The organism is Parafrankia sp. Ea1.12, assembly GCF_900465275.1.
GTDB lineage: Bacteria > Actinomycetota > Actinomycetes > Frankiales > Frankiaceae > Parafrankia > Parafrankia soli.
The window spans coordinates 1-13,666 of the sequence record NZ_UBIZ01000438.1 but is presented as its reverse complement, the minus strand read 5'-3'; the positions used below and the strand labels follow the sequence as shown (position 1 = coordinate 13,666).

Here is a 13,666-nt window from a genome sequence, read left to right as displayed (position 1 = left end):
CGACCATGAGGGCGTGGCCGAACATGCCTTGAAACGAGCCAGGACGAGCCGCGCCGTGGTCGAGTGGGTGCACCGGCAGATCTTCGACGGGCGCCTGCGCCCCGGCGACCGCATCGACGTCGAGAGCATCAGCGCGACCCTCGGCGTCAGCCCCACGCCCGTCCGCGAGGCCCTGGTGCTGCTCGAGCGGGACGGCGTCGTCTCCACCCAGGTGCACCGGGCCGCGTTCGTCGAGCACTTCGACGCCCGTACGCTGCGCGCCGACTTCCACGTCTTCGGCCTGCTCAGCGGCGTCACGGTGTCCCGGATCGCGCGTGGCCGCGACCCGGGCGTCCTCGCCGAGATGCAGCGCATCCTCGGCGAGCTGCGGGCCACGCCGGCGGAGGCGCGCACCCGCTGGTACGAGCTCACCACCGAGATGGTCCTGTTCCAGCACCGGGCCGGCGGCACCCCCCGGCTGCGCGCCGACCTGCGCGGCTTCGGTGACTTCCTCGACTGGACGGCCCGCCAGAGCGACCAGCGCGACCACGCCGAGGTCGTCCGGGCGCACGAGCTCGTCATCGACGCCATCGCCGCCGGCGACGAGCACGGCGCCGCCCAGGCCCGTCTCGCGGACGCCCGGGCCGTGGCCGAGGAGGTCATCCGCGAGTTCGTCCGGCGGGGGGTGCTGTCCGCCGAGGCGGGCGCGGTCGGAACTGGCTGAGCACGCTGCCCGCGGCGCGAGTGGTTGCCGGACGAGCGGTTACCGGACGACGACCCGGACGCGGGCGAGGTTCTGCACGAGGCCGAAGGGCGCCTTCGGGTCGCCGTTGCGCTCGGAGGTCACCCGTACCACCGGGAAGTAGGTCCCGGGCCTGGTGAAGGTGTGGGCGATGGTCAGCCGCGCCGCACGGTCGATCTTGTCGAGCTCGGAGTGCTCCGGGTAGCGTCCGGTGCCGTCGAAGTCCCATTCCACCTTGATGATCTTTCCGGTGTCCGGGGGTGTCTCCGCCTGCACGGAGAGAGTGACCGGTTGGCCGGCGGCGGCGTCGGCGCGGGCGGCGGGCCTGACGTCACGGGTCCCGACCCTGCTGACGGCGAGGGTGACGGTCGGCTGGACGCCCCTGCGCTCCGCGGCGGTCGCCGCCGGGTGCACCTGCGTGTCGCCGTCCACGGTGTAGGCGGTGCTGGCCGGAGGCGCGGTCCCGTTCGCGACCCACTCGTCGAGGTGGAGGAGGGCCTGCTGGAGCTCGCCGTCGTAACTGACAAGGTGCGTTTCGGCCGCCGGGTTGAGCGGCTGGGTGTGTCCGGCGTTGTCCATGAACCACACGCGGTAGTTGTCGTTCAGCTTCGATCCGAGCGTGGCCTTCGCCTGCCTGGCGTACCAGTCCGCGGGCCAGGGGAACGCCTCGACGTCCATCAGGGAGGCCAACATGATCATCTTGCCGTGGAACTTCCCGGTGGGAACCCCGCCGCTCACCGCCTGGGTGAACGTCGGCCCGGCCAGTACCGTCCGTTGCGGATAGAGCGGAGCGCCGTTCGCGTCGCGGAACTGGTTCCAGCCGTACAGGTCGCGCGACGGGACCTGGTAGCGCTGGTAGTACTGCAGCGCGAGGAACCACGAGTTGTCGATGCGCACGCGGTCACCCGGCCTGATCGCGCCGGTCACCGCGGAGTCCGCGTTGTCGCCGAAGGTCACGGTGTCACCGTCCGAGCCTCCCAGCGGGACTGTCTTGCCGGCGGCGGCACCGCTGACGACGACGATGTCCGCGCCGGTCAGGTCACCGGTCGGTGCGGCGGAGAGCCTCAGCCCGCTGCCCGGGTCGCCGGTGAGTGCGGTGACGTCGGCCTCGAACCGGACCCGAGCCGTCCCGGCCGACGACGCCGGGTCGGTGCCCGCGTAGCCCGGCCTGGTCCAGAAGTCGTCGACGTAGCTCGCGTCGAGGATGCGGACACCCCCGCCCACCGCGGAGAACGCCCCGCCGTCCAGGTTCGCGTAGTTCCACCAGCCACGAAGCGGGAATCCAAGCCGTGTCGCCTCCCGGAGCACCGCCTGCTGCTCCTTGTTCAGGCCGGCATAGGGGTCGCCGCTGCCGCCGGGCTCCATCGCGTCGACGATCTGGGGGAACTTGTCGTGGAGCACCCGTAGCCCCAGCAGTTCCACGGTCATGCTGCTGGGGATCGAGTTCCCGGTCCCGGGCACCATGGGCACGCCGCCGTCCCACACGCCCTCGGTCTTCTCCAGTGCGCCCATCGTCTGGTACGCGCCGCCGCTGGCCCCGTAGATGTAGCCGCGCGGCCGGGCCGAGTCGCCGTACACCTGCGCCGCGACGACGCGGGAGAACTTCGCCGACGCCGCGTTGACGCGGTACCCCCCGAGCTCACCGGCTCCGGGCAGGCCCCCGGCGTTGTTGGTGGCCACGACGTAGGCGCCGTTCGTGACGGCGAAGGCGATGGTTCCCGGCAGGGCGTCCTCGGTCCCCAGCGTGGGGTAGGTGTACTCGAAGAAGCGCCCCTCGTACCGGTCCGGGAAGTAGAAGGCGAATTTGGCCTTCGTGTCCCGGAACCCGCCGTGGACGTAGCGAAAGCTCACCGTGACGTCCGTCGCCGGATCGGTGGCCTTCCGGCGCTCGTCCACATCGACGTACGGCCGGGTCAGCTCGGGGTCGACGCACGACCCGGTCACGATCAGGGGGCCGTCCGGCGCGGCCGGCTCGCAGGACGGGCCCACGAGCGGCCCCGCGTCGATGTCCAACGGGTGCCCGAGGTTGGTCCACACCGGTCGCGGGGCGGGCGCCGCGTCGTCCGATGACGACGAGCAGGAGGCCGTCATCGAGACCGCGCCGGTGATCAGCAGTATCGCGGAGCCCGTCAGCAGCGGCCGGGTGCGACGCCGGCGCGTACCGGCGCCCGAGTCCCCCCGGGAGCCTCGTAAGCCTCGGTCGTCTTCCGTCGTCTTCGGTCGGGCCTGTGCCGCCCGTGTGCCTCTGGTTTCGAGGTACCTGGCCAACGCTGTCACCGCGTTCCCTTCGATCCGGCGCCGCCGATGTCGCCAAAGCGCCAACCGGCCGGGCGCGCTGGGAAGTGCTGCCGCTGGTCGGACGACCAGGACACGGGCGAGGTCCTCCGTTGGCTGGCAGGCGTTCCCTACGCGCCCCGCGGCGCCTCGGATCCGGGACCAGCCACGGCGAAAAGGATCTTTCCCCCAACAAAAATTGAGCAAAGCATAAAGGCAAGACCCGAACAAGGCCGAGACTCGCCGGTGTGTGGGGTCGAGCGTGTCGATAAGGAGTAAAAGTTAGCTCGAACTCAATGTTGGGATGCGTATCGTCTGGGCATGGCTTCCACGGCCGGTCGCGCGCGCGGCCGTTACGCGCGCACGGCCGGCCGTCGGCGGGAGATCGCCCAGGCCGTCCTCGACCTGGTTGAGGAGAAGGGGCACGCGGGGGTGACGACCGCCGAGGTCGCGAGGCGGGCCGGCACCAGCGAGGCCACGGTGCTCTACCACTACCCGAGCCGGGATCACCTGCTGGTCGCGGCGCTGGAGCGGGACGAGGAACTCACGGTGCTCCAGGCCGAGCGGGACGGCGTGCGGCCGGCCGCCGGCCTCGCGGGACTCGACCTTGACGTCCTCGGTGAGCATGCGCAGGCCGCGGCACGGCGGGAATCGCTGCTGCGGCTGCGCGTCGCCCTCGCCGGTCTTGCCGCGACCCCCGGTCATCCGGCCGCGGACTACTTCGCCCGCCACCGCCGGGTCGCGATCGAGACCTACGCCGGCCTCGTCGCCGAACGCCAACGGCGCGGCCAGGCGCACCCGAGCCTCGACCCGGTGGAGGTGGCACGGCAGGTCATGGCCACCTGGGAAGGCCTCAACGCCCAGTGGCTCCTCGCACCGGACTTCGACCTCGGGGCCACCCTCGTCAGCGCGTTCCGCAGACTGTCCGGCCAGAACTGGATGGAGGCCGCCCGCGCGGTGCTGGAGCCCCCCACGGGCATCTGACGGCCGTGCCCGCCTGCCCGCTCCCGTCGGCCCGTCCGCATGTACCTCGGCGATGTCGCCGCCGCGCAGCGCGATCCGCGGCGGGCGGCCGAGCACTACGCCGCGGCGGCCCGGCTGGCCCGCCGGGCCGGCGCCGTGCACTACGCCGTCCGAGCGGAGGCGTCGCTTCGCGGGTGCGCGACGGGGCCGCCATGAACCGGATCATGATTTGGCGCAGGCCTTCGCGACCAGCGGTCACAACCCGCGTCGGATCGCCCCCGGCCGTTGCTCAGGACACCGGGCTCCCGGTCCGCGCGAGGTGCTCGTGCAGGAGCCGGATGGCGGCCGCGCCGTCGGCGACGGCTGAGGCGACCCGCCGGACGGCGCCGACGCGGACGTCGCCGACGGCGAACACACCCGGCCTGCTGGTCTCCAGCACCTGGGGCGGCCGGTCCCGGCCGGTCGCCCGTCCGGCGTCGTGGCCGGTGAGGACGAAACCGTCGGCGTCGAGCGCGACGGCGCCCGCGAGCCATCCGGTGTTCGGCCGCGCGCCGGTGAGGATGAACAGCGCCTGGGCCGGGAGCGTGCCCCGCGCCCCGGAGTGGTTCTCCCGGACGACGACCTCCCGCAACGTGCCGTCCCCGACGACGCCCGCGACCTCGGTGTGCGCCAGGACGACGACCCGGGGATGGCGGCTGATCCGGTCGACCAGGTAGCGGGACATGCGCTCACCCGGCTCGTCCTCCCGCACCACCAGGTAGACCTCGGTGGCCACGTCGGCGAGCAGGAGGGTGGCCTGCCCCGCCGAGTCGCCGCCGCCGACGACCGCGACCGGACGTCCACCGCACAGCCGGGCCTCCATGAGGGTCGCCGCATAGTGGACGCCGGCGCGCTCGAACCGCTCGATCCCACGGGTATCGATACCTGTGGGATCGGCACCCGTGGCATCCGTACCCGTGGCCTCGGTGCCCGCGATGTCGAGACCGTTGTACCGGGCACCGGTGGCGATCACCACCGTCCGACTGATCATCTCGAGGGGCAGCCCGCCGGGGTCGTAGCGGACGACGTGCAGGTCGCCGTCCGGCCGCAGGGCGAGGGCTGTGGCCGGGACGCTGATCTCCGCCCCAAGTCTGTTCGCCTGGACGACGGCCCGGTCGGCGAGCTCCCGGCCGGAGATCCCGTCCGGGAACCCGAGGTGGTTCTCGACGCGGGACGAGTCGCCGGCCTGCCCGCCCGTCCCGACCGCGTCGAGGACCGTGGTGGTCAGCCCCTCCGCGGCCGCGTGGACCGCGGCCGCGAGCCCGGCGGGCCCGGCCCCGACGACCAGCACGTCCCGGATGGGGGCTCCCGGCCGCGCCGCCGGCAGGCCCAGGGCCCGGGCCAGCTCGGAGTTGCTCGGGTTGCGTAGCACCAGCCCGCCGAACCAGATCACCAACGGGGTGTCGCCGGGCGGCACGTCGGCGGCGCGCAGCATCCGCTCGCCGTCCCGGTCCTGTTCCAGGTCGACGAAGCGGTACGGCAGCCGGTTGCGGCAGGCGAACTCGCGCAGCCGGCGGCTGTCCGGGCTGAACCGGGAGCCGATCATCCAGAACCCGGCATCCAGGCCGACCGGCATCGCCCGGCGCTGGAAGTAGGCGCGCACGATGTCGTCGCCGAGCGGGGCATCGGCCGCGGGCGGCGCCGGATGCGACATGGCGCTCGGTCAGCCGGCGCCGGATGAGTCGGCGGCTCCGAAGGAGCTCTGCCCGAAGGGCGTCGGAGCGTCCGGCAGGCCGCCGCCGGACTCCTCGGCCCGCCGCGCCTTCCCGCCGCCTCCCTTGGACTCGGCTCCCTTCGACCCGGCTCCCGAGCGGCCGCCCCGCGAGGACCCGGCCCGCGCGGAACCAGCCTTCGCGGAGTCCGTTCGCGTGGAGTCCGCTCGCGGGGAGTCAGCCTGCGTGGAGTCCGAATCTTCGGAGTCGTCCTGGGAGAGTTCGCCGGCCGAGCTGTCGATGGTGCGGCCCGGCTCGGCCGACGGCGCGGAGATCTCGATACGGCGGGGCTGGCTACGGCGGGCCTTCGCCAGCCGGACGGTCAGGAGGCCGTCGTCGAGGCTGGCGTTCACCTCGTCCGGGTCCACCTCGCCGGGCAGCAGGATGACGTGCTCGAACTGCCCCACCCGGCGGGTCTGGCGGCGCAGCGTGCCACGGCGCTCCCGTTCCCTGATCTCTCCGGTGACGAACAGCTCGCTGTCCCGGAGGTCGATCGAGAGATCCTCGGCCCGGGCCCCGGGCAGCTCGAGCTCCACGACGAACTCGTCGGCGGTCTCCTCGACGTCCACCGCCGGCGCCAGGCCGGCCAGCACGCCGTAGGGCCGCCGTTCGCCGCCGCCGGTGACGTCGCCGAGCAGGCTGCCCATGCGGGTCCAGGCGTCCTCGATCTCGCGGAGCGGATCCCATCGGATGGTCGGTACCTGGCGGCCGGATCCTGCGCGCACGGGGTTGGTCATGATTCACTCCCTGGCCATTACTCATGTTCCTGGGCGGCCTACTTCCTGGGCGGCCTACCCGTCAATCGTCGGCGGGGTCCGCCCGGTCGGCAAGCCGCCCGGCCGTGACCCGTTCAGGCGGCCATTTCTGATCTCCTGTTCGGGCAACCATTTCTGATCTCCCGGTCCGGTACGTGGTGTTGCGAGGCCCGTCGGGCTGGTCCTACCGTTAGTCGAAAGCGCTTTGCGTAGCCGAAGGTACTTCGCCGCGTCCCCGCCACCTATTTGCCGGAAGAACTCCCACCGGGAGGACATCGTGGGAAAGGCAGTTGGAATAGACCTGGGGACGACCAATTCGGTCATCGCGGTCGTCGAGGGCGGCCAGCCGACGGTCATCCCCAACGCTGAGGGCTCGCGCACGACGCCGTCGGTGGTCGCGTTCACCGAGGGTGGCGAGCGGCTGGTGGGGGAGCTGGCCCGACGGCAGTCGATCCTGAACCCCAAGGGCACGATCACCTCGGTCAAGCGCTTCGTTGGACGTCGCCACAGCGAGGTCGCCAGCGAGCTGCGGACGGTCACCTTCGATCTCGCCCCGGGCAAGGACGACGCCGTGCGGATCATGGTGCGCGGGCGGCAGTACGCGCCCGAGGAGATCTCCGCGATGGTGCTGCGCAAGCTCGTCGACGACGCGGCCCGCTTCCTGGGGGAGAAGGTCACCGAGGCCGTGATCACCGTCCCGGCCTACTTCAACGACCCCCAGCGCCAGGCGACCAAGGACGCCGGCCGGATCGCCGGCCTGGAGGTGCTGCGGATCATCAACGAGCCGACCGCCGCGGCGCTCGCCTACGGGATGGACAAGCGCTCGCACGAGACCGTCCTGGTTTTCGACCTTGGTGGCGGAACGTTCGACGTGTCCGTTCTCGACGTCGGCGACGGGATTGTCGAGGTGCGGGCGACCGCCGGTGACACCCACCTGGGCGGAAACGACTGGGACCGCCGCCTGGTCGACTTCCTCGCCGACGACTTCAAGAACCAGAACGGCATCGACCTGCGTGACGATCCGCAGGCGTTGCAGCGGTTGTTCGAGGCCGCGGAGAAAGCCAAGATCGAGCTTTCCTCGGTGAGTCAGACCCAGGTCAACCTGCCGTTCATCACCGCCGACTCGAACGGCCCGAAGCATCTCAACACCACGGTAACCCGGTCACAGTTCGAAATGAACACGTCCGACCTGCTCGAGCGGTGCATGCCGGCGGTGCGGCGGGCGATGGCCGACGCGAAGATCGCCGAACCGGACGTCGACGAGGTCATCCTGGTCGGCGGTGCCACCCGGATGCCCGCGGTACAGGCCGCGGTGCGCCGGCTCACCGGCGGCAGGGACCCGAACATGACCGTCAACCCGGACGAGGTCGTCGCCGTCGGTGCCGCCATCCAGGCCGCGGTCCTCAAGGGCGAGGTCTCCGACGTGCTGCTGCTCGACGTCACCCCGCTCTCCCTCGGGGTGGAGACCCTCGGCGGCGTCAGCACGAAGGTGATCGAGCGCAACACGACGATCCCCGCGCGACGGACGGAGACGTTCTCCACCGCGGAGGACGACCAGTCCGCCGTGGACATCGTCGTCCTGCAGGGCGAGCGCGAGATGGCAGCGGACAACCGGACCCTCGGCCGGTTCCGGCTGGAGGGCATCCGGCCCGCGCCACGCGGCCAGGCCCAGGTGGACGTCACCTACGACATCGACGCCAACGGCATCCTGAACGTCACCGCGCGCGACACCGACACCGGCGCCGAGCAGCGCATCACCATCTCGGACAACACCAACCTGCCCGCGGACGAGATCGAGCGGATGGTGGCCGACGCCGAGCGTAACCGCGCTGAGGACACCCGGCTGAGAGAGAACGCCGACGCCCAGAACCAGCTCGACACGATCGCCTACCAGGTCCAGCGTCGGCTGTCCGAGCTCGGCGACGACGTTCCGGCGCACGAGCGGGCCCGCGCCGAGCAGCTCGTCGCCCACGCCCACCGGGCCCTGGCGGAGAACTCCGGCGCGGACCGGATCCGCCCGATCGTCAACGATCTCCAGCAGGTGCTGTACGCGCTGCCCGCCCCCGGCGCGCGTGAGTCGGCGGCCGCGCCGGGCGGCGGTGGACGTTCCGCGGCGGCCGGGCCGGGCACCGGCGGCCCGGGTGGCGCCGGGCCGGGCGCGAGTGGCACCGGTTCGGGCGCGAGTGGCACCGGTTCGGGAGCCGGCGGGCACGGCGCCGGCGGGGACGACGTGATCGACGCCGAGTTCACCACCCGCGATGATGACTGACCACCCCGCCGGCGCGGACCTGGCGGCCGAGCTGGAGGAGTCGCAGGCCAGACATCTGCGGACGCTGGCCGACTTCGACAACTACCGCCGCCGGACCGGACGGGAGATCAGCGCCGCCACGGCGGCCGAGCGGGACCGCGTCGTTCTCGCCTGGCTGCCGGTGCTCGACCACCTGGAGCTGGCCCTCGCCCACGCGGACGCCGACCCCGACTCCCTCGTCGACGGCGTGCGCGGGGTGCGCCAGCTCGCGCTCGACGCGCTGCGGATCTCCGGCGTCGCCCGGCTCGACGACGAGACCGGCCCCTTCGACCCGGCCCGGCACGAGGTCGGCGCCGTCGTCGACAGCGCCTCGACGCCGCAGCCGCCCCCGGCGGGCACCGTCGTCGAGGTCCTGCGCCCCGGCGTCGAGGCCGGCGGGCGGGTGCTGCGGCCGGCGTCGGTCGCGGTGAGCGCCGGCCCGCGGACGGCGACATGAGCGCCGGGACGACGGGACGCGCGAGCCCGGACTTCTACGAGTTGCTCGGCGTGCCGCGTGACGCCGACACCGACGCCATCCAGCGTGCGTACCGCAAGCTCGCCCGCAGGTACCACCCGGACATCAACTCCGACCCGTCCGCCGAGGAGCGGTTCAAGGACCTCTCCGAGGCGTACGACGTGCTGTCCGACCCGGACACCCGCGCACGCTACGACCGGTTCGGCCGCGATTTCCGCCGGGTGCCGGAGGGCGCCGAACGCTGGGCGGACGCCCCACGGGGCGGCTTCGGGCCAGGCGCCGGGCCAGGTGCCGGGCCGGGCGCCGGCGCCGGCGGGACCGCCGGGCGTGGCGGGGGCTTCGGCTTCGAGGGGTTCCAGGGCTTCGACTTCGAGGACCTGTTCGGCGGGGTCCGCGGGTTCGCCCGCCGGCGCGGCCGGGTGGGCCCGGTGCCCGGCGCCGACCAGGAGGCGGAGATCGAGATCCTGCTCGCCGAGGCCTACCGCGGCGCACGGCGGCGGATCACGCTGCCCGGGCCGCGCGGCCTCCGGGAGGTCGACGTGGCCGTCCCGGCCGGCGTTCGTGACGGCCAGCGGCTGCGCCTCGCCGGGCAGGGTGGGCGCGGCCGGGACGGCGGAAGCCCCGGCGACCTCTACCTCGTGGTGCGCCTGGCTCCCGACCCGCGGTTCCGGGTCGAGGGCCGCGACGTCCACACCGACCTGCCGCTCGCCCCGTGGGAAGCCGCCCTGGGAACGGCGGCCGGGCTGGACACACCGGCCGGTGAGCGGGTGACGGTCACCGTCCCGCCGGCCACCTCCAGCGGCCGCCGGCTCCGCCTGCGCGGCCGGGGCCTGCCGGCGCCTGGTCGGGACGCGGCCCGGGACGCGGCCCGGGAGGCCACGGGTGGCAGCGCCGGCGCCGCTGGCGGTGGTGGCGGTCCCGGTGGCGCGGCCGGCGACCTGTACGCGCACGTGCGGATCATGGTGCCGCCCGACCCCGCGGAACGGGAGACCGAGCTGTTCCGCGAGCTCGCCCGGGTCTCGTCCTTCAACCCCAGGGAGCGGTCATGACCATGACGCTCGTCCGCACCCGCCCGCGGGACCGCGAGCTGGACCTGGAGTCCTTCTGCGCCGCCGCCCAGCTGCACCCCGACCTCGTCCACAGGCTGGTGACGCTCGGCCTGCTCGACGCCGGCCCCGGCCCCGGCGTCGGTGACCGCGGTGTCGTGCTCGCAGCGGGCGCGCTGGCGCGCGTCGGGCGCATCGAACGGCTGCGCCGCGACCTCGGGATCACCTACACCGCCACCGGGGTCGTGCTCGACCTGCTCGACCGGATCGACGAGCTCGAGCGGCTGCTGCGGCAACCCCGGCGGGGAAGGTGAGCGCCATGCGCGCAGTCGTCTACCGGGAACCGTTCCAGGTGGCCGTGGCGGACGTCCCCGACCCGCGCGTCGAGCATCCGCAGGACGCGATCGTACGCGTCTCCTCGACGAGCATCTGCGGTTCCGATCTGCACGTGTACGAGGGACGTACCAGTGTGCGGCCCGGCACGGTCCTCGGCCACGAGAACATGGGCACGGTCGTCGACCGCGGGTCGGCGGTGAGCCGCGTCCAGCTCGGCGACCGGGTCTCCGTTCCCTGCACCGTCTCCTGCGGGACGTGCGCGAACTGCGAGCGGGGCCGGACCGAGTTCTGCCTGCGCACCAACCCCGACCCGCACCGGGCCGGAGCGGCGTACGGCTGCCCGGACATGGGCCCCTACCCCGGCGGGCAGGCCGAGTACCTCCGGGTGCCGTTCGCCGACTTCAACCTGCTGCGGCTGCCGCCGGGCGACGACCAGGAGCTCGACTTCGCGACCCTCTCCGACGTCTTCCCCGCCGGCTTCCACGGCACCGAGCTGGCCGACGTCCAGGCCGGGAACACGGTCGTCGTGTTCGGCGCCGGGCCGGTCGGCCTGCTGGCGGCGTACTCGGCCACCCTGTGCGGCGCCGCCACCGTGCTGGTGGTCGATCCCGTGCCCTCCCGGCTCCGCCTGTGCGAGCGGATCGGCGCCACCGGGATCGACTCGTCCACCGAGGACGTCGCGGAACGGGTGCGGGAGGAGACCCGTGACCGCGGCGTCGACTGCGGCATCGACGCCGTCGGCTACCAGGCCAGGACGGCGTCCGGCGAGGAGCAGGCCGGCCTCGTCCTGAACCAGCTCGTCGACTGCGTGCGCTGGACGGGCTCGATCGGTGTCCTCGGCGTGTACCCTACCCGCGACCCCGGTGCCGCCGACGAGAGCGGCGCACGCGGCCGACTCCCGTTCGACATGGGCGCCTTCTTCGCGAAGGGGCTGCGGATGGGCAGCGGGCCGGCCAACGTGAAACGGTACAACCGGTTCCTGCGCGATCTCATCATCACCGGCCGGGCGCAGCCGTCCTGCGTCATGTCCCATCGGCTGCCGCTGGCCGACGCACCCGACGCCTACGCCCACTTCGACCACCGGGACGAGGGCTGGATCAAGATCACCCTCCAGCCCTGACTCCGGCCTCCCGGCCCGGCCCGGCCCGGCGAACTGTGGCGGGTGAGTGAGTCCTGGGTGTCACTCGCCCGCCACACTTCTCAGCCCAGGAGCTGGCTGGTCACGGGCGCAGGGCGGCCATGACCATGCCTGCGTAGCGGCGCCACTCCTTGGGGTCCCGGATCCCGAGATCGGACAGGACGCGCGCATAGCCCCCGACCAGGATGCGGACGTCCAGGGCGGTGACGTCGGAGCGCAGTGTGCCCTGCTCGCGGGCGGCGTCGACGATGCCGGCGAGCACCCTGCTGACAGGCGCCTCCGCCGTCCGGGAATCCTTCTTGGGCAGGACCTCGGCCAGGAGCACCTGGTCGTCGGCCAGCCGTTCGGAGACGTCGTAGAGGAAGCCGCGCAGCGCCGCGTAGGGGTCGCTCTCCTCGGCGGCGGCGGCCAGCCGAGCCTCCACCCAGCGGACCTGGTGCTCGGCGACGGCCCTGATCAGGTCGGCCTTGGTGGGGTAGCTGCGGTAGACCGTCGCCTTGCCCACGCCCGCCCGGGCCGCGACCTCGGGCACGGTGGCGTTGAGGCCCTTCTCCGCGAACACCGCGATGGCCGCCGCGATGATCTGCTCGTGGTTGCGCCGGGCGTCCGCGCGGCGCTCGGACCAGTCGGGGCACCCGCGTTCCGCCGTGTCACCGGGCGGGGAGGACATGGCTGTCAGTCTGCCTGATCACCGACGGTGCGGGTGACTGATGGGGCCGGGGCCGGTGACTGGGTTGTGGTTGTGGCCGGGGTCGTGGCCGTCACCGCCGCGGTTGCCGTCACCGTTGCCGCTGCCGTTGCGATCGCCGCCACCGGCGGCGCCGACGGAGCGGCGGGGGCCGATGAAACGGCAGGGGCGCCGCCCCTGGACCGCCGTGGGATGAACACGGCGGACACCGCCGCGGACACCGCCCCACCGCCGCCCAGCAGGAAGGCCAGGGTGAAGGCCCCGTCGGTCGGCAGCGGGTGCGTCGCGGTGACGCTCGCGGCCAGCAGGGTCGCCGCGACCTGGGAGCCCACAGCGGAGCCCACGGAGCGCACGAGCGTGTTGACCCCGGTCGCCTGCCCGGTCATCGCGGGCGGCACCGCGCGCACGATGATGTTCGGCACGGCCGCCATGATCATGCCGATGCCGCCGAAGAGGACCACCGACAGCGCGATCACCACGCCTTCTGAGCTGTGTTCGAAGGCGAGCGCGGTCAGGCCGGTGGCGGAGATCAGGAATCCGGTGATGAGCGCGTCTCGCGAGTCGACGCGGAGTGCCAGCCGCCCCGAGACCCCGGCTGTCACGAGCATCGCCCCGCACGCCGGCAGCAGGAGCAGGCCGGCCCCGGTGGCGTCCAGCCCGAACCCGTAGCCCGAGGACTCGGGGGTCTGCGAGAGCCGCGGGACCAGCACGAACGCGCCGAACGTGCCGAAGCCGACCAGCGCGGTCGCGAAGTTCGTGGCCATGATCTCCGGGCGGCCGAGCAGTCGCATGTCGACCAGAGGTTCGGTGACCCTGCGCTCGTACCACCCGAAGAACCCCAGGACGGCCAGCCCCGCCGCGATCACGCCGAGCGTGCGCGGGCTTCCCCACCCCCACGATGGCGTCCTGGTGATGGCGATGAGTGGCGCGGTGAGCCCCAGCGCGAGCAGGACAGCGCCGGGCAGGTCGATCCGTCCTGGGGTGCGCCCGGCGGAGTCCCGCAGCCGCAGCGCGCCGAGGGCCGCGCCCCCGGACATGATCGTTCCGGCCCAGAAGACCCACTCCCACGAGGCGTGGTCGACCAGGAGGCCACCCATGATCAGGCCGCCGCCGGCGCCGATTCCCGAGATCGCCGACACCAGCCCGAGCGCGCCGGGCCGGCGCTTCGCGCTGAACGTGTCGTTGATCAGGCCGAAGCAGAGGGGGAAGATCCCGCCGCCCGCCCCCTGCAC

Annotated in this window: 13 protein-coding genes; 8 read left to right on the top strand and 5 right to left on the bottom strand. The window is 73.1% G+C overall.

The genetic code is table 11. From position 1 onward, the window contains the following. Positions 1-55: 55 nt before the first annotated feature. The gene (locus FMEAI12_RS25875; protein WP_083391197.1) at positions 56-703 is read left to right on the top strand and encodes a GntR family transcriptional regulator; all 648 of its coding nucleotides are present in this window, start codon (positions 56-58) and stop codon (positions 701-703) included. A gap of 39 nt (positions 704-742) precedes the next feature. Here the strand turns inward: FMEAI12_RS25875 and FMEAI12_RS25870 are convergent, their stop codons facing one another. Continuing rightward, complete coding sequence (locus FMEAI12_RS25870; RefSeq protein ID WP_235014501.1) at positions 743-2,812, bottom strand: PKD domain-containing protein; 2,070 nt, start codon at positions 2,810-2,812, stop codon at positions 743-745. A 504-nt stretch (positions 2,813-3,316) separates the two neighbouring features. Here FMEAI12_RS25870 and FMEAI12_RS25865 point away from each other — a divergent pair. Further along, positions 3,317-3,979: a TetR/AcrR family transcriptional regulator gene (locus FMEAI12_RS25865; RefSeq protein WP_071065413.1), complete on the top strand. Its 663-nt coding sequence runs from the start codon at positions 3,317-3,319 to the stop codon at positions 3,977-3,979. A gap of 39 nt (positions 3,980-4,018) precedes the next feature. Beyond that, on the top strand, positions 4,019-4,174 hold the full coding sequence (locus FMEAI12_RS36715) for a hypothetical protein (protein WP_160144323.1): 156 nt from the start codon (positions 4,019-4,021) through the stop codon (positions 4,172-4,174). A 73-nt stretch (positions 4,175-4,247) separates the two neighbouring features. Here the strand turns inward: FMEAI12_RS36715 and FMEAI12_RS25860 are convergent, their stop codons facing one another. Together FMEAI12_RS25860 and FMEAI12_RS25855 are read right to left on the bottom strand one after the other, a co-directional pair. Further along, positions 4,248-5,651, bottom strand: a complete 1,404-nt coding sequence (locus FMEAI12_RS25860) for an NAD(P)/FAD-dependent oxidoreductase (protein WP_112108156.1) — start codon at positions 5,649-5,651, stop codon at positions 4,248-4,250. A gap of 9 nt (positions 5,652-5,660) precedes the next feature. Next, positions 5,661-6,446, bottom strand: a complete 786-nt coding sequence (locus tag FMEAI12_RS25855) for an Hsp20/alpha crystallin family protein (protein ID WP_112108155.1) — start codon at positions 6,444-6,446, stop codon at positions 5,661-5,663. Positions 6,447-6,741: 295 nt separating this feature from the next. On the opposite strand from FMEAI12_RS25855, the gene dnaK reads away from it, so the two are divergent. The 5 genes from dnaK to FMEAI12_RS25830 are packed head-to-tail and all read left to right on the top strand — an operon-like array spanning position 6,742 to position 11,728. Beyond that, positions 6,742-8,733, top strand: a complete 1,992-nt coding sequence (gene dnaK, locus FMEAI12_RS25850) for a molecular chaperone DnaK (RefSeq protein ID WP_112108154.1) — start codon at positions 6,742-6,744, stop codon at positions 8,731-8,733. After that, complete coding sequence (locus tag FMEAI12_RS25845; protein WP_235014499.1) at positions 8,723-9,208, top strand: nucleotide exchange factor GrpE; 486 nt, start codon at positions 8,723-8,725, stop codon at positions 9,206-9,208. The genes dnaK and FMEAI12_RS25845 overlap by 11 nt, the downstream gene beginning before the upstream one ends. Then, positions 9,205-10,275, top strand: a complete 1,071-nt coding sequence (locus FMEAI12_RS25840; RefSeq protein ID WP_112108153.1) for a DnaJ C-terminal domain-containing protein — start codon at positions 9,205-9,207, stop codon at positions 10,273-10,275. The genes FMEAI12_RS25845 and FMEAI12_RS25840 overlap by 4 nt, the downstream gene beginning before the upstream one ends. After that, positions 10,272-10,586, top strand: a complete 315-nt coding sequence (locus FMEAI12_RS25835; protein ID WP_071065419.1) for a chaperone modulator CbpM — start codon at positions 10,272-10,274, stop codon at positions 10,584-10,586. The genes FMEAI12_RS25840 and FMEAI12_RS25835 overlap by 4 nt, the downstream gene beginning before the upstream one ends. Positions 10,587-10,591: 5 nt before the next feature. After that, positions 10,592-11,728, top strand: coding sequence for a glutathione-independent formaldehyde dehydrogenase (locus tag FMEAI12_RS25830; RefSeq protein ID WP_112108152.1), 1,137 nt, complete (start codon positions 10,592-10,594; stop codon positions 11,726-11,728). 100 nt (positions 11,729-11,828) lie between these two features. Here the strand turns inward: FMEAI12_RS25830 and FMEAI12_RS25825 are convergent, their stop codons facing one another. Next, positions 11,829-12,416, bottom strand: coding sequence for a TetR/AcrR family transcriptional regulator (locus tag FMEAI12_RS25825; RefSeq protein WP_112108151.1), 588 nt, complete (start codon positions 12,414-12,416; stop codon positions 11,829-11,831). 5 nt (positions 12,417-12,421) lie between these two features. Continuing rightward, a partial coding sequence (locus FMEAI12_RS25820; protein WP_112108150.1) for an MFS transporter occupies positions 12,422-13,666 on the bottom strand: 1,245 nt, incomplete at its 5' end.

Excerpts from the sequence above, each read along its gene's own strand:
- FMEAI12_RS25835 (WP_071065419.1), top strand. The coding sequence starts at position 10,272 with ATGACCATGACGCTCGTCCGCACCCGCCCGCGGGACCGCGAGCTGGAC.
- FMEAI12_RS25865 (WP_071065413.1), top strand. The coding sequence starts at position 3,317 with ATGGCTTCCACGGCCGGTCGCGCGCGCGGCCGTTACGCGCGCACGGCC.
- FMEAI12_RS25860 (WP_112108156.1), bottom strand. The coding sequence starts at position 5,651 with ATGTCGCATCCGGCGCCGCCCGCGGCCGATGCCCCGCTCGGCGACGAC.
- FMEAI12_RS25825 (WP_112108151.1), bottom strand. The coding sequence starts at position 12,416 with ATGTCCTCCCCGCCCGGTGACACGGCGGAACGCGGGTGCCCCGACTGG.
- FMEAI12_RS25870 (WP_235014501.1), bottom strand. The coding sequence starts at position 2,812 with ATGACGGCCTCCTGCTCGTCGTCATCGGACGACGCGGCGCCCGCCCCG.
- FMEAI12_RS25830 (WP_112108152.1), top strand. The coding sequence starts at position 10,592 with ATGCGCGCAGTCGTCTACCGGGAACCGTTCCAGGTGGCCGTGGCGGAC.
- FMEAI12_RS25855 (WP_112108155.1), bottom strand. The coding sequence starts at position 6,446 with ATGACCAACCCCGTGCGCGCAGGATCCGGCCGCCAGGTACCGACCATC.
- FMEAI12_RS25845 (WP_235014499.1), top strand. The coding sequence starts at position 8,723 with ATGATGACTGACCACCCCGCCGGCGCGGACCTGGCGGCCGAGCTGGAG.
- FMEAI12_RS36715 (WP_160144323.1), top strand. The coding sequence starts at position 4,019 with ATGTACCTCGGCGATGTCGCCGCCGCGCAGCGCGATCCGCGGCGGGCG.
- FMEAI12_RS25840 (WP_112108153.1), top strand. The coding sequence starts at position 9,205 with ATGAGCGCCGGGACGACGGGACGCGCGAGCCCGGACTTCTACGAGTTG.